This window comes from Enterococcus pernyi, assembly GCF_045371165.1.
GTDB lineage: Bacteria > Bacillota > Bacilli > Lactobacillales > Enterococcaceae > Enterococcus_B > Enterococcus_B pernyi.
Map to the genome: position 1 here is coordinate 246,676 of NZ_JBIQDM010000003.1, position 16,697 is coordinate 263,372.

Below are 16,697 nucleotides of genomic sequence, written 5' to 3' on the forward strand. Positions count from 1 at the left end.
CTTTTCATTATACCAACGAAAAGGAGGAATTTAAAGACTTTTTCCTTCTAAGGACTTTAGAAGTTTTTTTTTTAAACTTTTGTTATACTGTGAACAAGTAACTAAATTGGAGTTGAAAAAATGGACCAAACAGATTTTAGAGAAAATTTTGAGTTGAAGCCTGTCACGGAGGAACATGTTGACCAGTTCAATGAGTTACTTTCCTACGTTTTTCAAGTCACTGACTCTGATATTGAAGAAAGTGGATTTGAAAACAAACGGGAATTTGTACGTTCCAAGCGACCGATTCTAGAATTATCAAATGTATTCGGCTGGTTTCATAAAGAAAAATTGATTTCTCAAATCGCGATCTATCCTTGCGAGGTTAATATCCACGGTACACGGTACCAAATGGGCGGAGTGACTGGTGTTGGAACCTATCCTGAATATGCCAACCACGGATTGATGCAAGACTTGATCATCGTCGCATTAGACAACATGCGCAAAAACAAACAGTGGGTCTCTTATCTTTATCCTTACAATATCCCTTATTACAGGCGTAAAGGTTGGGAAATCATGTCAGATAAGTTATCCTTTAAAATACGTGATACGCAACTACCTAAACAAGTACCTGTTTCTGGTATCGTGGAACGACTGCCTGTCGATCACGAAGATGTTTTCCGTGTCTATCAACAGTTTGCGGGAAAGAATCATGGTGCGCTGTTTCGTAGTGCCTTTCACTGGGAAGAATATTGGCGTTTTGAAAATGAAGAAGAACGGACTGCGGCGATTTATTACAATAGTGACAATGAACCAACCGGAGTGCTTTTTTATTGGGTCGCCGAAGAAGTCTTCCATGTCAAAGAGATGTTTTATTTGAACCAAGAGGCGCGTAACGGATTGTGGAACTTCATCTCTGCACATTTTTCAATGGTTTACTGGGTACATGGCGATATCTACAAAAATGAACCCCTTGCTTTTTTATTAGAAGATAGTCAAATCAAAGAACAGATCGAACCTTACTTTATGGCAAGGATCGTTGACGTCAAAGAATTTATCCAGCGCTTCCCTTTTTCTGGTACAGCAGAAGACTTCCATTTCATCGTGGAAGATTCCGTGGCACCTTGGAATAATGGCGTATTTGGCTTGACGTGGCGAGATGGCCACTTGTCAATCGTTAATGAACCGATTGGTAAAATGGTTCGTTTAGATATCCAAACATTGACGTGTCTAATGATGAATTATCGTCGTGCTTCTTACCTTGCTCGAATCGAGCGCATAACCACAGATGAGGAGATGGTCAAGACATTAGAGCGAATCATCCCAAACATGGAAGCTTATTTTAGTGACTATTTCTAATACAAAGGATGTTGAAACGAATGAATATTTATTTTGCAGCACCACTTTTTGCAAAAGGAGATTTGCTTTATAACGAATCTCTTGTCAAAAAAATCAGAGAGATTTCTTCTGATTTGTCGATCTATCTACCACAAGAAAACGAAGCAATCAATGATAAGACTGCATATGCAGACAGCAAAATGATTGCCTTGGCTGATACAGAAAAAGTACTAGAAAGTGACTTGATGATCGCACTTTTAGACGGATTGACGATCGATGCCGGAGTTGCTTCTGAGATCGGTGTCGCCTATGCTAAAGGCATCCCGATCATTGGTTTATATACAGACAGCCGCCAACAAGGTGCGACTCATCCAAAAAAAGTCGCTGCCTTGCAACAGGCTGGTGAAAATCAGTTCCATTATTTAAATCTTTATACGGTCGGCTTGATCAAGTTGAACGGAACGATCGTGTCTTCTGAAGAAGCATTGTTCAAAGCATTGAAATCATATCTAGCTGGGGGAAAAATTAGTGAGTAAGACAGTAAAAAAAGTTCAGATTGCATTAACGATTTTCGGTCTATTTGTTGTTGGTTATAACATTTTCGAATTTGTAACAAACAAATATTCGACCACACAAGGAATCACCTTTATCGTCGAATCACTGGCAGGTATCCTATTGATTTATTTGCCACAGATCGTTCGCCGATTATTCAAGATCCATGTTCCTGATGCCATTGTTTTATTTTATTGGTTTTTCTTGTTCATTTCTGTCTTTTTAGGAACAGGTATGCACTTGATCAGTATTATTTCATTTTGGGATAAAATCTTACACGCCGTTAGCCCGATGGTTCTGACTGCCTTAGGTTACGGTTTGATCGGCTTCTTGCTGAAAGACGCACCAATCGAGAAAACAAGTCCTTGGCTATTTCTTTTATTTGGATTTGCTTTTGCTGGGTTATGCGGTGTTTTCTGGGAATTCTGGGAGTTTTTATGCGACCAATTCTTAGGAATGAACTTGCAACGGTTTGCTACATCTGATGGTACACTCTTCGTCGGACGCGAAGCATTGATGGATACAATGGGAGATTTACTAACAAATACAGTCGGCGCCTTTATCATGGGTGTTTATGCGTGGGTCCAAGTGAAAAAAGACCCAGCACATTTTGAGAGTTACCGACTACAAAAATTAGATCACTGATCAATCGTAACAAGTATGATAGATAAATAAAAAAAATTGGCAAGGGATTTTGTTTGATCCTTTGTCATTTTTTTTCAATTCTTTATTTTAAAAGACTCATTCCAACCACACCCACTACATACACCAATGTACCCAAATAGATTGAGCGTTTTTCTAATGATGTCTTCTTCTCTCTCAAAATAATGATGCTTCCGTAAGTTGCGACAAGTAAACTCATTTGCGAAAAGGCATAAGTAATACCCACACCTAAAGACGCAGACACAGCAAATAACGTCGTGTTAGCGATCACCCAGGAACTACCAGTGAGGATATTTCGAGCGATAGCGTTGACTTTCAATTGTCTGATTTTCTTCATTGAGAGGATCATCCCTCCAACAAACATGCCGATGGATTGAGGTAGAAACACTTGCGGTCCATGAATATCAAAATAACTAGTGATCGTTACATATAGCATCAAAAACGCAGATGAAATGCACAAAAAGACAATCACTTGTTTCGCCACTGCGCTGTTTCCATTGCTTGTCTTAGTCACCAATAGCACACCGACTAAAATGACCCCCAACGCCACGATCGACATCATAGCGACAAAGAAACTCGTCCATTCCAATAAAAAAATTCCTGAAATAAGCGTGACAAAGGCTAATTGTGTCCCAACAGATATGGGCATCGCTTTTGACACTTCAGCCTTTTCTAATGCGCGGAACTGAAAATATTGCCCCACCGCCCAGAATACTCCGGACAAAAAACAAACAATGAATGAAACCGTTTGGTATGTTACTTGCTGAAACAAACTAAATATCAACCCAGATAATAAAGCAGCAATGGTGGTGCCAATCAATTGTTCTTCTGACTTGCCCCCCATGATCTTAGATAATATTGGCATCATGCCCCACCCTAATGCTGGGATCAAAGCTAAAAATAAAAGGTGTATCGCCATGATTTCTCCTCTTTCAATTTCACAACTAAACGGAGACACAAGTAGTCAACTTGCTGTTCCTAAAACCCGCTAAACGGTGTTCCAGAAGCAACTCCTTGAGAATCAACTTGTGCCTCAACGTTTTTTTATTTTGTTAATAAATAAGTGGCTAAGCCATAGCCGCTGATCGTTTTTGTCTCTGTCACTTCTTCTTCTAAGGCATTGATACGTGTGTATTTGAACCCTGCAAAAAGCTTCTCTGGCTCAAGGTAACGCTTTTCTGAAGTTCCATTAACTAATCGAATCACTACGCCTTCTGAATAATAAGCGTTATGGATCGCACTGACAGCCAATCCTTCTTCCAAATCTAACGAAATTTGCGTATACGTCGTTTCACTCAAAGAAAGTGGTTGGATTCTACTTTGGATCTTATTGTCGATTCGATAAACGAAATAATTCAAATCTTGCAATTGATACGAAATCGACGGTTGTTCTTTGTCTGATTTCCATGTCACTAATGTGTGTTCTGAAATATCAGTTGGCGCCATGCGCACTGAAAAGTCAAAATCGATCCGTTGATTTTCCATTTGAGCAAGCGGTGTCTCCATCATGATATGCCCTTTTTTCGTCGTATCTCCTGAAGCCCGCCCTGGACGATACAGCAAATCTGGTTTCCCTAACGAATCCGTCGTGGCTAATACCGTGACGTATAAGGAGTCATTGATATATTCGTATTCCTTACTTTGTTCGGTATAAAACACTAATGCCTCTTCAGAACTATACGCGATCACTTGTTTTTCAAAGGGCTCGATATTTACTGGCATCTCAGAGTATTTTTGTTCCCAATCGTTCATTGACTGGTTTGTTTTTTCTAAGTAACCAAATTGGATCGCAGAGACGACCTTTTCAATCGATTGATTCAACTTTGTTTTGATACGGACACGGTGATTTAATACAGAATTTCTAAAAGAAAGACAACCTTGGACCTCTCCCTGTTCCGTTAACTTCAATGTCAGCTGGTAAGCGAAGACTTTCGTTGTTTGACCGGTGATACGTTCTGCCAATGTATAAGGAAGCTCTAGTTTTCCTTCCAAGATCAAGGTTTCTTCGTTGCCTTTACATGAATCAAATGTCAAAGAGACTGGGTGATCATTAGGTATCGGCGAATAATCGTAAGTATCTCCGGCATTGCTATCATCCACGATTTTCAAGAAGTCTCTGATCGTTTGGTCACCATCTGAAAAGGCAAGTTGTCCCTCTTCAAAAGTCAAAGAATAGTTCCCTTTTGAGATCATCGTTCGTGGCGTCATATCAGGTAGATCAGCTGTAGTCTGTTCGACGAAATCGAAGACTTGATAACCTAGTCCATCAAAGGAACAATCAACTGCTACTTGTAAAATATAGTACCCTGGCTCTTCAATAAATCGATTGCCGGCAGGTGTTTCTTGCATGATATTTTGGCGGCTAGGCACATAATCCACCGAGATGACAGCAGAATCATGGCCCAATACTTCGATTTGATTGACTTTTGAGATAAGTTTTACCACTTTTTTTCCTTTGAAAGGTGTAACTGAAGTATTCAAAATCAAGAATTGTTGATCTGTCAGCTGTAGTCCTTCAGAAATTCTTTTCAATACCAAGTTTTCGATACTGTCACAGATTTCTGATACTTCTTTCAAACGATGGGCGATGTCTTGCGCAACACTATCTGACACACAGCCGGCTAAACTGTCATGTGCTTGGCACTCAAATAATTTTTTCCATGCCTTCATGACTAACCGATTGCTCAAAACGATGCCTAGCTCCTTGGCAATCACGACCATTGGTTCGATTTCATGTGTCAGTTTATTCTCTAATCTGAAAATCTCACGTTTTAGATCCATGCGGACAGAACCAATCGTCTTATGCACACGGGCAAAAACAGGCGCGCGAAACTCTCCTTGATACTCTTCCAGATCCTTTTGACGGACCAAATCCATGAACGCTTGATACGTGCTTGTTTTATAGTTATATTTACCGATTTGATTGATTTTATCGATTTTCTCTTCTAAAGACGAGATGATCCCTAATTGATCGTTTCCTGTTGGAATCAAAATTTCTGTTTCATCTGCGTAGTTCTTGATAAAATCAATGCCTTTGTCTAATCGTCCTTCCACATAACTCTTCGTTGGCTCTAGTTGTTGTTGCGCACCATATCCTTGGGGAAAGTTCACTGCATACAATTCATTCTCCCCGCTTAAACTCTTCCATTTGAAATATGGCGATTGGACATGTTCGCCTAAGTCGATCCCACGCCAAAAAATGATATTGTCAAACCCAGCTTCGTTTAAAATCGTCGGCATTTGTGCGTTGAATCCAAATGTATCTGGAAGATAACCAATAGGTAGATACTCCCCATATATTTTACTTTCAAAGACGCCCACCATTGCATTTCTTAAAATAGATTCCCCTGAGGCAAAAAACGCATCCGTTTGTGTGAACCAAGGGCCAATAAATAATTGACCCTTCGCAACTAATTCTTTGATCTCTGCTAATTTCTCTGGATATAGTTCCAAGTAATCATCGAGGATCGAAAGCTGTCCATCTAAAACAAAAGTAGCATTAGGTTGTCTTTTCAACTCTTCCAAAACATCTGTAAACAACTGATCACTTAAAACGATGCAATCCATTGAAGTAAAGTACCATTCTCTATCCCAATGTGTGTGATTTACAATGTGTATATTTGTCATAGTTACGCTTCCCATTGTTCTTCCCAAGCAGCTTCATCAAATTCTTCAACTGCTGATTCTACTTCTTGTCCAGCATCTTTTGAACGTAGCACGCTAGTTAGGATCGCGATAAACAACGCACCTGTAGCGATCGAAAGTACATAGATCGGCCATTTTTCTACGGTGAACCAGCCATAGAATCCTGAGATCGGTGCAGTGTTCACTGCCCCTAAACCAACTGCCAGCGCAGAACCTAAAGCAGAACCAATCATATTGATCGGGATAACTTTCAATGGATTTTCAACGGCAAACGGGATCGCTCCTTCAGAAATACCGACAAGCCCCATGATCACAGCTGATTTCCCAGCTTCTTTTAATTCATTGTTGTATTTATTTTTCGCAAAGATCGTGGCTAACCCTAATCCGATGGGTGGAATGATGATGGCCACTTGTGCCGCAGTATTTGGTGCATAAACATTACTAGTCAATAGTGCCATTGCTGTGGTCACGGCCGCTTTATTGACTGGTCCACCTAAGTCAAATCCAACCATTGCGCCAACGACCGCTGCCATAACGATGGCATTCCCACCACTTAAACCGTTCAACCATGATTCTAAACCAACGTTCAATGCTGCAAATGGCGTCCCAATCACATAATTGACTAATAGAACGGTGATCAATGTGCCTAATACTGGTACTAGAAATACTGGTACAACGGATGCCATTGATTTTGGCAATTTGATTTTGTTTTTGATCAACAAGCACGCATAACCAGCAATCAGACCAGAAACGATGGCGCCTAAAAAGCCTGCATTGATATCTTTCACTAGCATCCCACCAATTAAACCAGGAGCAATTCCTAATTTGTCTGAGATCGAATAGGCAATAAATGCGGAAATCACTGGGAACATCAAACCAAGGGCTGTGCCACCGAAGCCATCTAAACTATGCAATAAACGAATGATTGCATTACCACTCTCGCCATGAGAACCGTCCCAAATATCAACAATCCCGTAAAATGAACCACCCACACGAGAAATGGCCATGATGACCGCTCCAGCGATTACCAAAGGTATCATATAAGAAATTCCTGTTAAAACATGATTTTTTATTTCACTTGCTATTTTTTTCATTTACTTTCTCCCTCACTGATTAATTGATTAGTCGATCATTCCTAAAGCTTCTTCGATGACTTTTTCGGCATTCTTGATTGGTGCTGCGACTGGTACTTTTAAGATTGTTTTTCCTTTGAAACGCTCTTCATTTCTCACTTTTGTATCCACTGCAAAAATAACGACTTCGCCAATGTTGCAATCTTTTTCAGTCAATTCATTTTCGATACCTGTTGCTCCTTGTGTTTCCACTTTGATCAAATCTCCACGTTTTGCTGCTGCTTTTTTAAGTGCTTGGGCTGCCATATACGTATGAGCGACCCCTGTAGCACAGGCTGTAACTGCGATAATTTTTCTTTTCATCTCTTTTTCCTCTTTTCATTTGTTTATTCGCATAATAGTTTCGCGATTTGTTGTTTATCTGTCTCATTTTTTAACTGTGCCGTAATGTCATCATCCATCAATTTCATCGCAATTTCAGATAAGATCTTTAGATGAGTATCCCCTTTTTGTGACTCTGGGATCGCCAATAATATGACCACAAAGACTGGCTCTTCATCTAATGATTGCCAATCGATTGGTTGTTTCAATCTAGCAAAAACAATTGCTGGCTCACTGACTGCTTCACTTTTCCCATGAGGAATGGCAATATTGTTCCCAATGCCTGTTGTCGAATGTTCTTCTCTTTCTAATACAGACTGGATATATGCTTCTTTGTTGTTGATTAAGCCGTTATTCGTTAGAACTTCCCCTAATTGACGAATCGTTTCTTCTTTGGTTGTACTCTCCATATCTAAAAAAATATGATCAGAAGGTAGTAAAGTTGCAATGCTCATATTAAAATTCCTCTTTCAAATAGTTTTTGATCTCATTTTTTGTTCCCTTTAACAAATAGTTTTTTTCACCAGATTCGATGATCTCTAGCATGACATCATAGATTTCTTCCAGCTCTTGTGCTGTTTCATCTTTAATACAGATGAAAAATAAATATTTGACTTTCGTTTCTCCCCACATCAATTCATTAGCTAATCGTAAAAAGACGATCGCCGATTTTTTAACATATTTAGGGACCCCGTGTGGTGTTGCAAATTTTCCAAAAGAGGTAAAAGAAAGCTGTTCTCTTTCTAAAGAAGAAGAGATGATTTTTTCTTCTGCGTATCCTTTTTTAATCAATTGTTGTCCTACGAATTGGATCACTTCTTGATAGTCTGTGAATGAATGATCCAAAAAGATCAAGTCATCTTTGATCAACTTCCCAAAGTGATTCGTTGATTTGATTGGTTTATTTTGGGCATTTTTTAAAAATTGCTCGATTTTCTGACGTTCTAATTTGTTGAGAACCGGTGAAACATTGATCGTTGGTATCGTCTCTAGGTTCAAGTTGACAGTCGATATCACCAGATCTTCATCGATCGATGTCTGCATCAACTCTTGGATCGAAAGTATCCTAGAAATTTCGATCTTCTCATAATTTCTACGAAGTCGGGCAGCCAAGAGTTGTGAGGTGCCTTTGCCACTGCTACAAACAAGTAAGACACTGACTTTCTTTTGATGTTTTTCTTCTTTTTGCTCTTTCATTGCTTGGATATGGACAGCAAGAAAAGCGACTTCATCTTCTGGGACGTTGATGGAAAAATCTTGGCTTAAGGCATTCGCTAATTGGATGGCTTCTGTAAAAGCCACAGGAAAGTTTTTCTTCACATCTTGTAAAAAAGGATTATGGATCAATAATCCTTTTTTGATACGCAAGACTGCTTCTTTGATGTGCGTAACTAACCCTAAAATGATACTTTCGTTGTAAAGGGTTACATTTTCGTGAATCAATTGTCGAATGTGTTCATCTGTCACTTCATGCATTTGCTTCGTTTGTTCAAGCAATGTATCACCTTCTAAGTGTAAGAGAATATAACGGACTTCAGAAGAAGGTAATGTCAATAAGAAAGTTTTTTCTAATTTTCGAATGAATAAATCAAATGGTTTATTTTCTCTGACTTTTCCAAATACTCCTTCACTTTCTAAATAGTTATCTTCTCTTACGCGATCAATCATAATCAACAGATGGAGCAATAATGAATGGTAGGACGTATCATTCAACCTTATTTGTGCCTCTTTTAGGTATTCCTGCAATAATGTATCAACTAATGTGATGTTCTTCATGTCGATGAACTCATTGACAAAAGGAGGAATGCCTTGGATCGAGTGTAGATATAGTTGATTCTTTTTGGTGATTTTCCAATTACTACCCCAAAAATAGTAGATTAGATCAAATGCTAAGCGTCTTTTTTCTTGCTCTGATAAGTTTAGAAATGAACCTTTACCAGGCAGGCGATCGATGCTAACGTTGAAATGGCGGAAAATCTCATGGACTTGGTTCATATCACCTTCTAATGTCGATTTGCTGATAAATAGTGTATCTTGTAGTTCTTGGCGAGTGAAATAGGTCTTTTTTTTCAAGAGTTCAAAACAGAGGAATTGGATACGTTCTTTTTTAGAAGCTGGAACTGTTACCATTGTCGTCGTATCAAGCCCACTTAGTACTTCGTTTGGATCACCGTTGATCGAAACACCAACTCGTGGTTTTCTAATTAGTTCGATGGTTGTTCCGCTAAATAGTTCATCGATCAATTTTAATGATTGTGAAACTGTTTTATTCGATAAATTCATGTGTTTCGCTATTTTTGTGACCGTCGTATGTTCGTTCATCAAAATATATTGAATGATTGCTTTTTCTCGTTCCTTGATCATCACACTATCACCTCATCTACATTTCCTATCTTAGCTTGTCTACCGATTTATGAAAACACTTACTTTTACCGTTTTGAATACAGTAAATCATAGGTTTAGCCGTTAACTTGACGACCACCATTCATTTTCTAGTTCTGGTCCTTCAATGAACCATGTAATTGTTTATTAAGTATAGACGAAAAAAAATACCTGTCAAAGTGCAGACTATTAGTAATAGTCTTTTACTTTGACAGGTAATGCTTTCCCCTTCTGTCATGTATAAGGGTGGTACAAGCGTTTCTTATGATTCATCTTCGGGTAAGTTTTCAGTTGCGAATGCCAAGTGGTGATCAAACAAAGTGATCGTTACTTTCGATTTTGGCATAATTTTACCAGCTACGATTTCTTTAGCCAAAGGCGTTTCAACTTCTTTTGTGATGAATCGTTTCAATGGGCGTGCGCCATATGCAGGCTCGTACGCATTTTCTGCAATCCATGTTTTTGCTTCGTCACTGATTTCCAAAATGATTTCTTGATGTTCTAAACGATGTGCCAAATGAGAAATCATTTTGTCAACGATCCCTTTGACATTGTTTAGACTTAATGGCGTAAAGAGGATCGTGTCATCAATACGATTCAAGAATTCTGGTTTGAAATGACTACGAAGGAGCGTTCGCACTTGTTCTTCGACTTCTTCTGGAATCGTTCCTTCTGGAGTGACACCTTCTAACAATAATTGAGAACCGATATTGCTTGTCATGATCATCACCGTGTTTTTAAAGTCAACGAGACGACCTTTGGAATCCGTCAAACGACCATCGTCTAATACTTGTAATAAAATATTGAAGACGTCTGGATGTGCCTTTTCAATTTCATCGAGCAAAACGATCGTATATGGGTTTCGTCGCACAGCCTCTGTTAGCTGTCCACCTTCTTCGTAGCCAATGTAGCCTGGAGGCGCACCAACTAAACGAGAAACGGCATGTTTTTCCATGTATTCACTCATATCGATCCGCACCATATGCTCTTCAGAATCAAACAAGTTTTCTGCTAAAGCTTTTGCTAGTTCGGTTTTACCGACACCAGTTGGTCCTAAGAATAAGAATGAACCCAATGGTCGATTTGGATCTTGTAATCCCGCACGAGAACGAATGACCGCATCACTCACTGCGTCTACCGCTTCATCTTGCCCAATGACACGTTTATGAAGTGTTTCATTCAACTTGATTAGTTTTTCGCGTTCACCTTCCACGAGTTTTGTTACTGGAATCCCTGTTAAACGACCTACAACTTGCGCAATTTCATTTTCAGTGACAGATTCTTGTACCATCTTGATATCACTGTCTTTTGTTTTTGCTTCAAGTTCTGCTAGTTCTTTCTCTAATTGTGGAATGGTACCATGACGCAAAACAGCAGCACGCTCAAGATCATAATTGTTTTCTGCGTCTTCTAATTCATGTTTTGCCTTATCGATTTCTGCACGTTTAGAAGAAACGGTATTTACTTCTTCTTTTTCAGTTTCCCACTGCATCTTCATCGCATTGGCTTCTTCTCGAAGATCGGCTAATTCTTCTTGTAAGTTCTTCAAACGTTTTTTACTTGCATCATCAGATTCTTTCTTCAAAGCTGCTTCTTCGATCTCCAACTGCATCAAACGACGAGTCACTTGATCTAATTCCGTTGGCATGGAATTCATTTCTACTCGGATCGTAGCACTTGCTTCATCGATCAAATCAATGGCTTTATCAGGTAAAAAGCGGTCTGTGATATAGCGATCGGATAATGTAGCTGCCGCAACCAAGGCATTGTCATGGATATTGACGCTATGGTGGATCTCAAAACGCTCTTTCAATCCTCGAAGAATACTGATCGTATCTTCAACAGTTGGTTCCTTCACTAATACTTTTTGGAAACGGCGCTCTAACGCTTTGTCCTTTTCCATGTATTGGCGGTATTCATCTAAAGTAGTCGCCCCGATCAAATGAAGTTCCCCACGAGCTAACATCGGTTTAAGCAAGTTACCGGCATCCATACTACCTTCCGTTTTTCCTGCACCGACGATGTTGTGGATCTCATCGATGAACAAGATGATCCGTCCATCGCTTTTCTTCACTTCTTTCAATACTGCTTTTAAGCGTTCTTCAAACTCCCCACGGAATTTTGCTCCAGCAATCAAGGCACCCATATCTAAAGAAAAAATGGTTTTATCTTTTAAGTTTTCTGGTACATCTTTGCGAACGATACGTTGCGCTAATCCTTCAACGATCGCTGTTTTACCAACACCAGGTTCCCCGATCAACACAGGGTTGTTTTTAGTTTTACGTGACAAGATCCGGATCACATCACGAATTTCTTCATCTCGGCCAATGATCGGGTCCATTTTGCCACTACGAACTTGTTGGATGAGATCGACACCATATTTTTCTAACGCTTTATATTGTTCTTCTTGATTTTTTGAGGTCACACGCTCTCCTCCCCGCATGTCTTCGATATTTTTACGCAATTCTTTTTCATTCAGTCCCTGTTTTGTCAAATAAACAGTCAGTGGATAATTTTTTAATTTCATTAAAGCTAATAGTACGATCTCAGTGGATAAGAATTCATCACCAAAACTTTGTCTCAATTGATCCGCTTCATTCAATAAATGAAAAAGATTTTGACTAAGATTTTGTCCGTATTGGACATTGCTGCCTGAGACTGTTGGATACTCATCTAACACTCGATCAATCTCTTGTTCAAACACATCTGCATCGATACCTGCATCTGTATATAGATTACGGCCAAAATGATTTGGCTGTAAAAAGATCTTCCATAAATGAACGATGTCGATTTCTTGATGTTTTCTTGTCATCGCTACTTGTTGTGCTTCTGCAATCGCTTCTTGGAGCGTAGTTGTCATTTTTTCACTATTCATATATTTCCCTCCTGTAGTAGAAGTTGTTTGGTCAAAGTCAACTATAACTTTCTCTAACGTCTATAACATCCGTCTAAAGTCTCGTTTTCTTTAACCTTTACATGATTATTATACTCATTTGGTCAGCTTTGGTCAAAGATTATACTCTCGATTATTAAAAAATTTGAGACAAAAGTTACGGTAAATTTTGTCTGTCACTCTATACCAAATAAACGTCAAAAAAGAAACCTCTATAAAATAAGGGCAACAACCACAAGCATTTATAGAACAATTTCGTGATTGTTACCCTTAATTCTAGAGGTTGATTCTATTCCGACCTAGAGGTATTTATTTCTGATGATTGCTTAGCACAAACTAGTTGATTCATCGAAATCTAGTCATGATGATTGATTTTGATGAGCGAGGGTTGAAATAAAGTGACTGATATTTTTATATGAATCATTTAAACCAATTCCGCCTTTTTTAGGCATTTTGATTATGTTGATCTTTTCAGTGTAAATGGCAAAGGCAGGATTCTCTTCAGACATCGCTGCTACACTGGGAATTCCTTGTTCGCTGAAGGCCAAGGCTAATTGGGCTGCCATCATGCCAAAATTAGCATAATGCATCGCGGGTCCACAAAGAACAGCATCTGCACTAAATTTTTTGGCAAATCCTACAAATTTTTTATTCACCTCTTCTTGGTGATCGAGATAATACTGATCACCACAATACAATGTAGCAATGATTTCTGTATCGTGCTCTTGAAAAAGTGGATTTAAGGTACGCCCAGGTCCAAGGGCTGTTTTTTTGCCTCCAGGAGATAGCTGGGCATTTTCATCACTGCCCAAGCCTGCAGTTAAATGATTGAGAATCAAGACTATTTTTTTCATTCCTACGGCCTCTTTTCCTATAAATCATCAAAATCGAATTCGTCAAAATCGATTTCTTCTTCTTCCTGTATCGCCTCTGCTTCTTCTTTTAAATACTGATTATCTAGCACTTTGATAAAAGGATAATAAATAGCCATTCCTAGTAGGATCAGTAATGCTTGCAAAACAGATGCCTGCCACCCACTAACTAAGAAGCCAGAGATGATCGGTGGTGTTGTCCACGGCAGTTGAATACCATTTGTATAGTTTACTAATCCTAAATCCATACAAAAATAGGAAATGATGATATTGATCGTGGGTACGAGTGCAAATGGAATAAGTAAGACTGGATTTAAAACAATTGGTAAACCAAAAATAATCGGTTCATTGATTCCAAAAATCCCTGGTACTAGTGACAATTGCGACAGTTTTTTCACTCGTTGGCTTTTGCATACTAGAATCATGACTAGAATCAATGAAAGCGTAGATCCCCCACCACCAAAAGTAGCAAACATATCTTGAAATTGACCTGTGATGATATTTGGTATATCTGCGCCATTTTTGAAAGCATCTAAATTTTCAACGGATAGTGCTCGTAAAATCGGATTGAATACTGCCCCAACCACACTCGAACCGTTGATACCGAAAAACCAAAAAAAGTGCAAGAATAAGTAGGCTATGATCATCGCGCCTAGAGTATTTCCTAAGCTAAGTAAAGGAGTTTGTAGGAACTTAAATAGTATTTCTTGTAAATTACCATATGAGGTTAGATTGGCCAACCAATTGACAATCATAAAAAGAGTAACAATCACAAAACTTGGGATCAACGCTTCAAAGGATTGTACGACGGTTGGTGGCACACCTTCTGGCATTTTGATCGTCCAACCTTTACGTAATAAAGCGACAAAGAATCGGGTAGCAACCAAAGCCACGACCATCCCTAAGAACAGGCCACTAGAGCCCATCCAACGTAATGGCAAGCTTCCTACTTCATAGACTTCAGTGGAGCCTTCTGGTGTAAACAGGGTTGTAAAAGGGGTCACGATAAAAAAAGCGACCAATGAAATAATTGCCGCTTGCATGGCATCTACTTTAAATTGTTTTGCCAGACTATAGCCAATACCCCCAACTGCTAAAATCGTCATAATATCAAAACTTGCCGTGGCAGGCATATTCAACATCGTTGACCAGTTATCTCCGAGAATATGGCTCATCGTTTCATTCCAATTTGGAATTGGAAAATTAGTCAAAACTAAAAAGAGCGATCCTACGATCAATAAGGGTGTTGATAGCAAAAAACCATCACGAATCGCAATCAAATACTTGTTTTCACCGATTGTTTTCGCCATTGGTGTTAACACACGTTCTAACCAATCCAAAAATTTTTGCATGTTTCTTCCTCCCATCCAGTTGCTTTATTTTTGTTTGAGGACATAATTCTTCGATCGAAAATCTCATTTTGTCACTCTACTTTGTCGCTTTTGATTTTTTTATCAAACCCAAGACATCTTTCAACGCTTTTTCTCCGTCCATCATGCCATATGTTTCTGGAGCAATCGTGCCAACAGGAATCCCCATTGGGTCAAACGTTTCTTTCATTTTACTCGCTAAATGACGGACTTGAGGCCCTAATAAAATAGCCACAGGTTTTTCTTGTGCGACTTTTTCTTCCGCATGGATCGCAGGAAAAGCGGCAATTTCTAATGGCATTTTGTGTTTTCTGACGACGTCCATCATTTTATTGACCATAATACTTGTTGACATTCCTGCTTCACAAAACAAATAAATTTTTTTAGTTGTCATATTTATTCCTCCATTTTATTCTTGTTAACCGTTTATCCGATTCGCTGTTAAATTGGTGCTTTGATACGTGCTTCATAGGCATCAAGCCATTCTTGCGTGATTGGTGTGATCACTGTCGTCTGATCTGGACCAGGGTTGGCCATGAAAATTGCTGGTTCTTGAGCCATCGTTGCAACACTAAATGTAAATTCAACGTTCGTAGCTACCCCCCATTCGCCATATTTATCTAATGCTATTAACGAGAACGCCCCCGCTTTGCCATAACGTTTGCGCAATCGCTCATCAAATCCATAAACGGCTCGATCACAAGCCACTTGTGGCGTACATCCATTCCCCATCAATCGAACGATTTCATAAGAGAGACAGCCCTTCATAAGATCTTCCCCTAAGCCTGTAGCTGCTGCACCGCCAATCGTACTATCCACATAAAATCCCGACCCAGATAATGGCGAATCTCCTACACGTCCATGTTTTTTCATAAACAAACCGGAACTGGATGTTCCTACTGCCATCTGTTGTTGCGTATCGAGCGCGACAACTCCGACCGTATCATGGCCATCATAAGGATCTAAATTCAACGTGGCGATTTCTTTTACTCGTTGTTTCCATATTTTTTTTGCACGTGCCGTTAACATATTTTTTCGTTCAAAACCAGATAGCATTGCATATTCTGTTGCTCCTTGCCCTACTCGAAAACTATTGAATTTTTCATCGCTTAATTGCCGAGCAACAGAAATCGGATTGGCTACATCAGTAATCCCAGCAACTGCACCAATCTTAAATGTTTCTCCATCCATAAAAGCAGCATCCATTTCTACGATCCCTTTTTCATTTGGTAACCCACCATAACCAACGGATTTATAAAATGGATAATCTTCTACCACTTTGATCGCCGTTTCCACAGCATCTTTACATGAAAACTGTGCTTCTAATTGTTGTTTAGCGGCCAAGACACCTTCATGTGCCATGCGCCAGGTTGCAATCATTCCCCACATTTTTTTCCCTCCATCACCTAACATTTGTAGCGCTTTCAAGTATATTCTATACGGTATATACTATTATGTCTATACTAAAAAACGAGTTTCTTTTTAAAACTCATCGTTTTATTAGAAACTCGTTTTACATGAAATTTATTTTTCAATTGTTTATTCTATC

At 39.1% G+C, this 16,697-nt stretch carries 14 protein-coding genes; 3 read left to right on the forward strand and 11 right to left on the reverse strand.

The features are described 5' to 3' along the window. Window positions 1–120 precede the first annotated feature (120 nt). Genes ACH0AK_RS05780 through ACH0AK_RS05790 form a run of 3 tightly spaced genes read left to right on the forward strand, consistent with a single transcriptional unit; the run spans window position 121 to window position 2,514 of the window. The gene (locus ACH0AK_RS05780) at window positions 121–1,338 is read left to right on the forward strand and encodes a GNAT family N-acetyltransferase (RefSeq protein ID WP_023519751.1); all 1,218 of its coding nucleotides are present in this window, start codon (window positions 121–123) and stop codon (window positions 1,336–1,338) included. A gap of 20 nt (window positions 1,339–1,358) precedes the next feature. Continuing rightward, window positions 1,359–1,853, forward strand: a complete 495-nt coding sequence (locus ACH0AK_RS05785; RefSeq protein WP_010735339.1) for a nucleoside 2-deoxyribosyltransferase — start codon at window positions 1,359–1,361, stop codon at window positions 1,851–1,853. Beyond that, entirely contained in the window at window positions 1,846–2,514 is a 669-nt protein-coding gene (locus ACH0AK_RS05790) for a DUF2238 domain-containing protein (RefSeq protein WP_226076475.1), read from the forward strand. Before ACH0AK_RS05785 ends, ACH0AK_RS05790 begins: the two co-directional genes overlap by 8 nt. 82 nt (window positions 2,515–2,596) lie before the next feature. Here ACH0AK_RS05790 and ACH0AK_RS05795 read toward each other — a convergent pair whose 3' ends face one another. From ACH0AK_RS05795 to ACH0AK_RS05845, 11 genes are all read right to left on the reverse strand, one after another. Beyond that, complete coding sequence (locus ACH0AK_RS05795) at window positions 2,597–3,451, reverse strand: GRP family sugar transporter (protein WP_226076474.1); 855 nt, start codon at window positions 3,449–3,451, stop codon at window positions 2,597–2,599. Between the two features lie 125 nt (window positions 3,452–3,576). After that, window positions 3,577–6,159 (reverse strand): glycoside hydrolase family 38 N-terminal domain-containing protein, encoded by a 2,583-nt coding sequence (locus tag ACH0AK_RS05800; RefSeq protein ID WP_499796780.1) that lies wholly within the window; start codon window positions 6,157–6,159, stop codon window positions 3,577–3,579. A 2-nt stretch (window positions 6,160–6,161) separates the two neighbouring features. Then, a complete protein-coding gene (locus ACH0AK_RS05805; protein ID WP_023519754.1) occupies window positions 6,162–7,271 on the reverse strand; it encodes a PTS fructose transporter subunit IIC in 1,110 nt (369 codons plus the stop codon). Between the two features lie 27 nt (window positions 7,272–7,298). Next, entirely contained in the window at window positions 7,299–7,613 is a 315-nt protein-coding gene (locus ACH0AK_RS05810) for a PTS fructose transporter subunit IIB (protein ID WP_010735334.1), read from the reverse strand. A 23-nt stretch (window positions 7,614–7,636) separates the two neighbouring features. Further along, window positions 7,637–8,086 carry a PTS sugar transporter subunit IIA gene (locus ACH0AK_RS05815; protein ID WP_194180088.1) on the reverse strand — a complete coding sequence of 150 codons (450 nt, stop codon included), beginning with the start codon at window positions 8,084–8,086 and terminating at the stop codon, window positions 7,637–7,639. A gap of 1 nt (window position 8,087) precedes the next feature. After that, window positions 8,088–9,995, reverse strand: coding sequence for a BglG family transcription antiterminator (locus ACH0AK_RS05820; RefSeq protein WP_224434804.1), 1,908 nt, complete (start codon window positions 9,993–9,995; stop codon window positions 8,088–8,090). 280 nt (window positions 9,996–10,275) lie between these two features. Then, window positions 10,276–12,888, reverse strand: a complete 2,613-nt coding sequence (gene clpB, locus ACH0AK_RS05825) for an ATP-dependent chaperone ClpB (protein WP_349519535.1) — start codon at window positions 12,886–12,888, stop codon at window positions 10,276–10,278. Window positions 12,889–13,265: 377 nt separating this feature from the next. Then, entirely contained in the window at window positions 13,266–13,760 is a 495-nt protein-coding gene (locus ACH0AK_RS05830) for a GrdB-related putative oxidoreductase (RefSeq protein ID WP_194180091.1), read from the reverse strand. Between the two features lie 17 nt (window positions 13,761–13,777). After that, complete coding sequence (celB, locus tag ACH0AK_RS05835) at window positions 13,778–15,130, reverse strand: PTS cellobiose transporter subunit IIC (protein WP_010735329.1); 1,353 nt, start codon at window positions 15,128–15,130, stop codon at window positions 13,778–13,780. A 76-nt stretch (window positions 15,131–15,206) separates the two neighbouring features. Continuing rightward, a complete protein-coding gene (locus ACH0AK_RS05840) occupies window positions 15,207–15,542 on the reverse strand; it encodes a PTS sugar transporter subunit IIB (protein WP_010735328.1) in 336 nt (111 codons plus the stop codon). Between the two features lie 47 nt (window positions 15,543–15,589). Further along, entirely contained in the window at window positions 15,590–16,537 is a 948-nt protein-coding gene (locus tag ACH0AK_RS05845) for a glycosylasparaginase (protein WP_153829794.1), read from the reverse strand. Window positions 16,538–16,697: the final 160 nt, after the last annotated feature.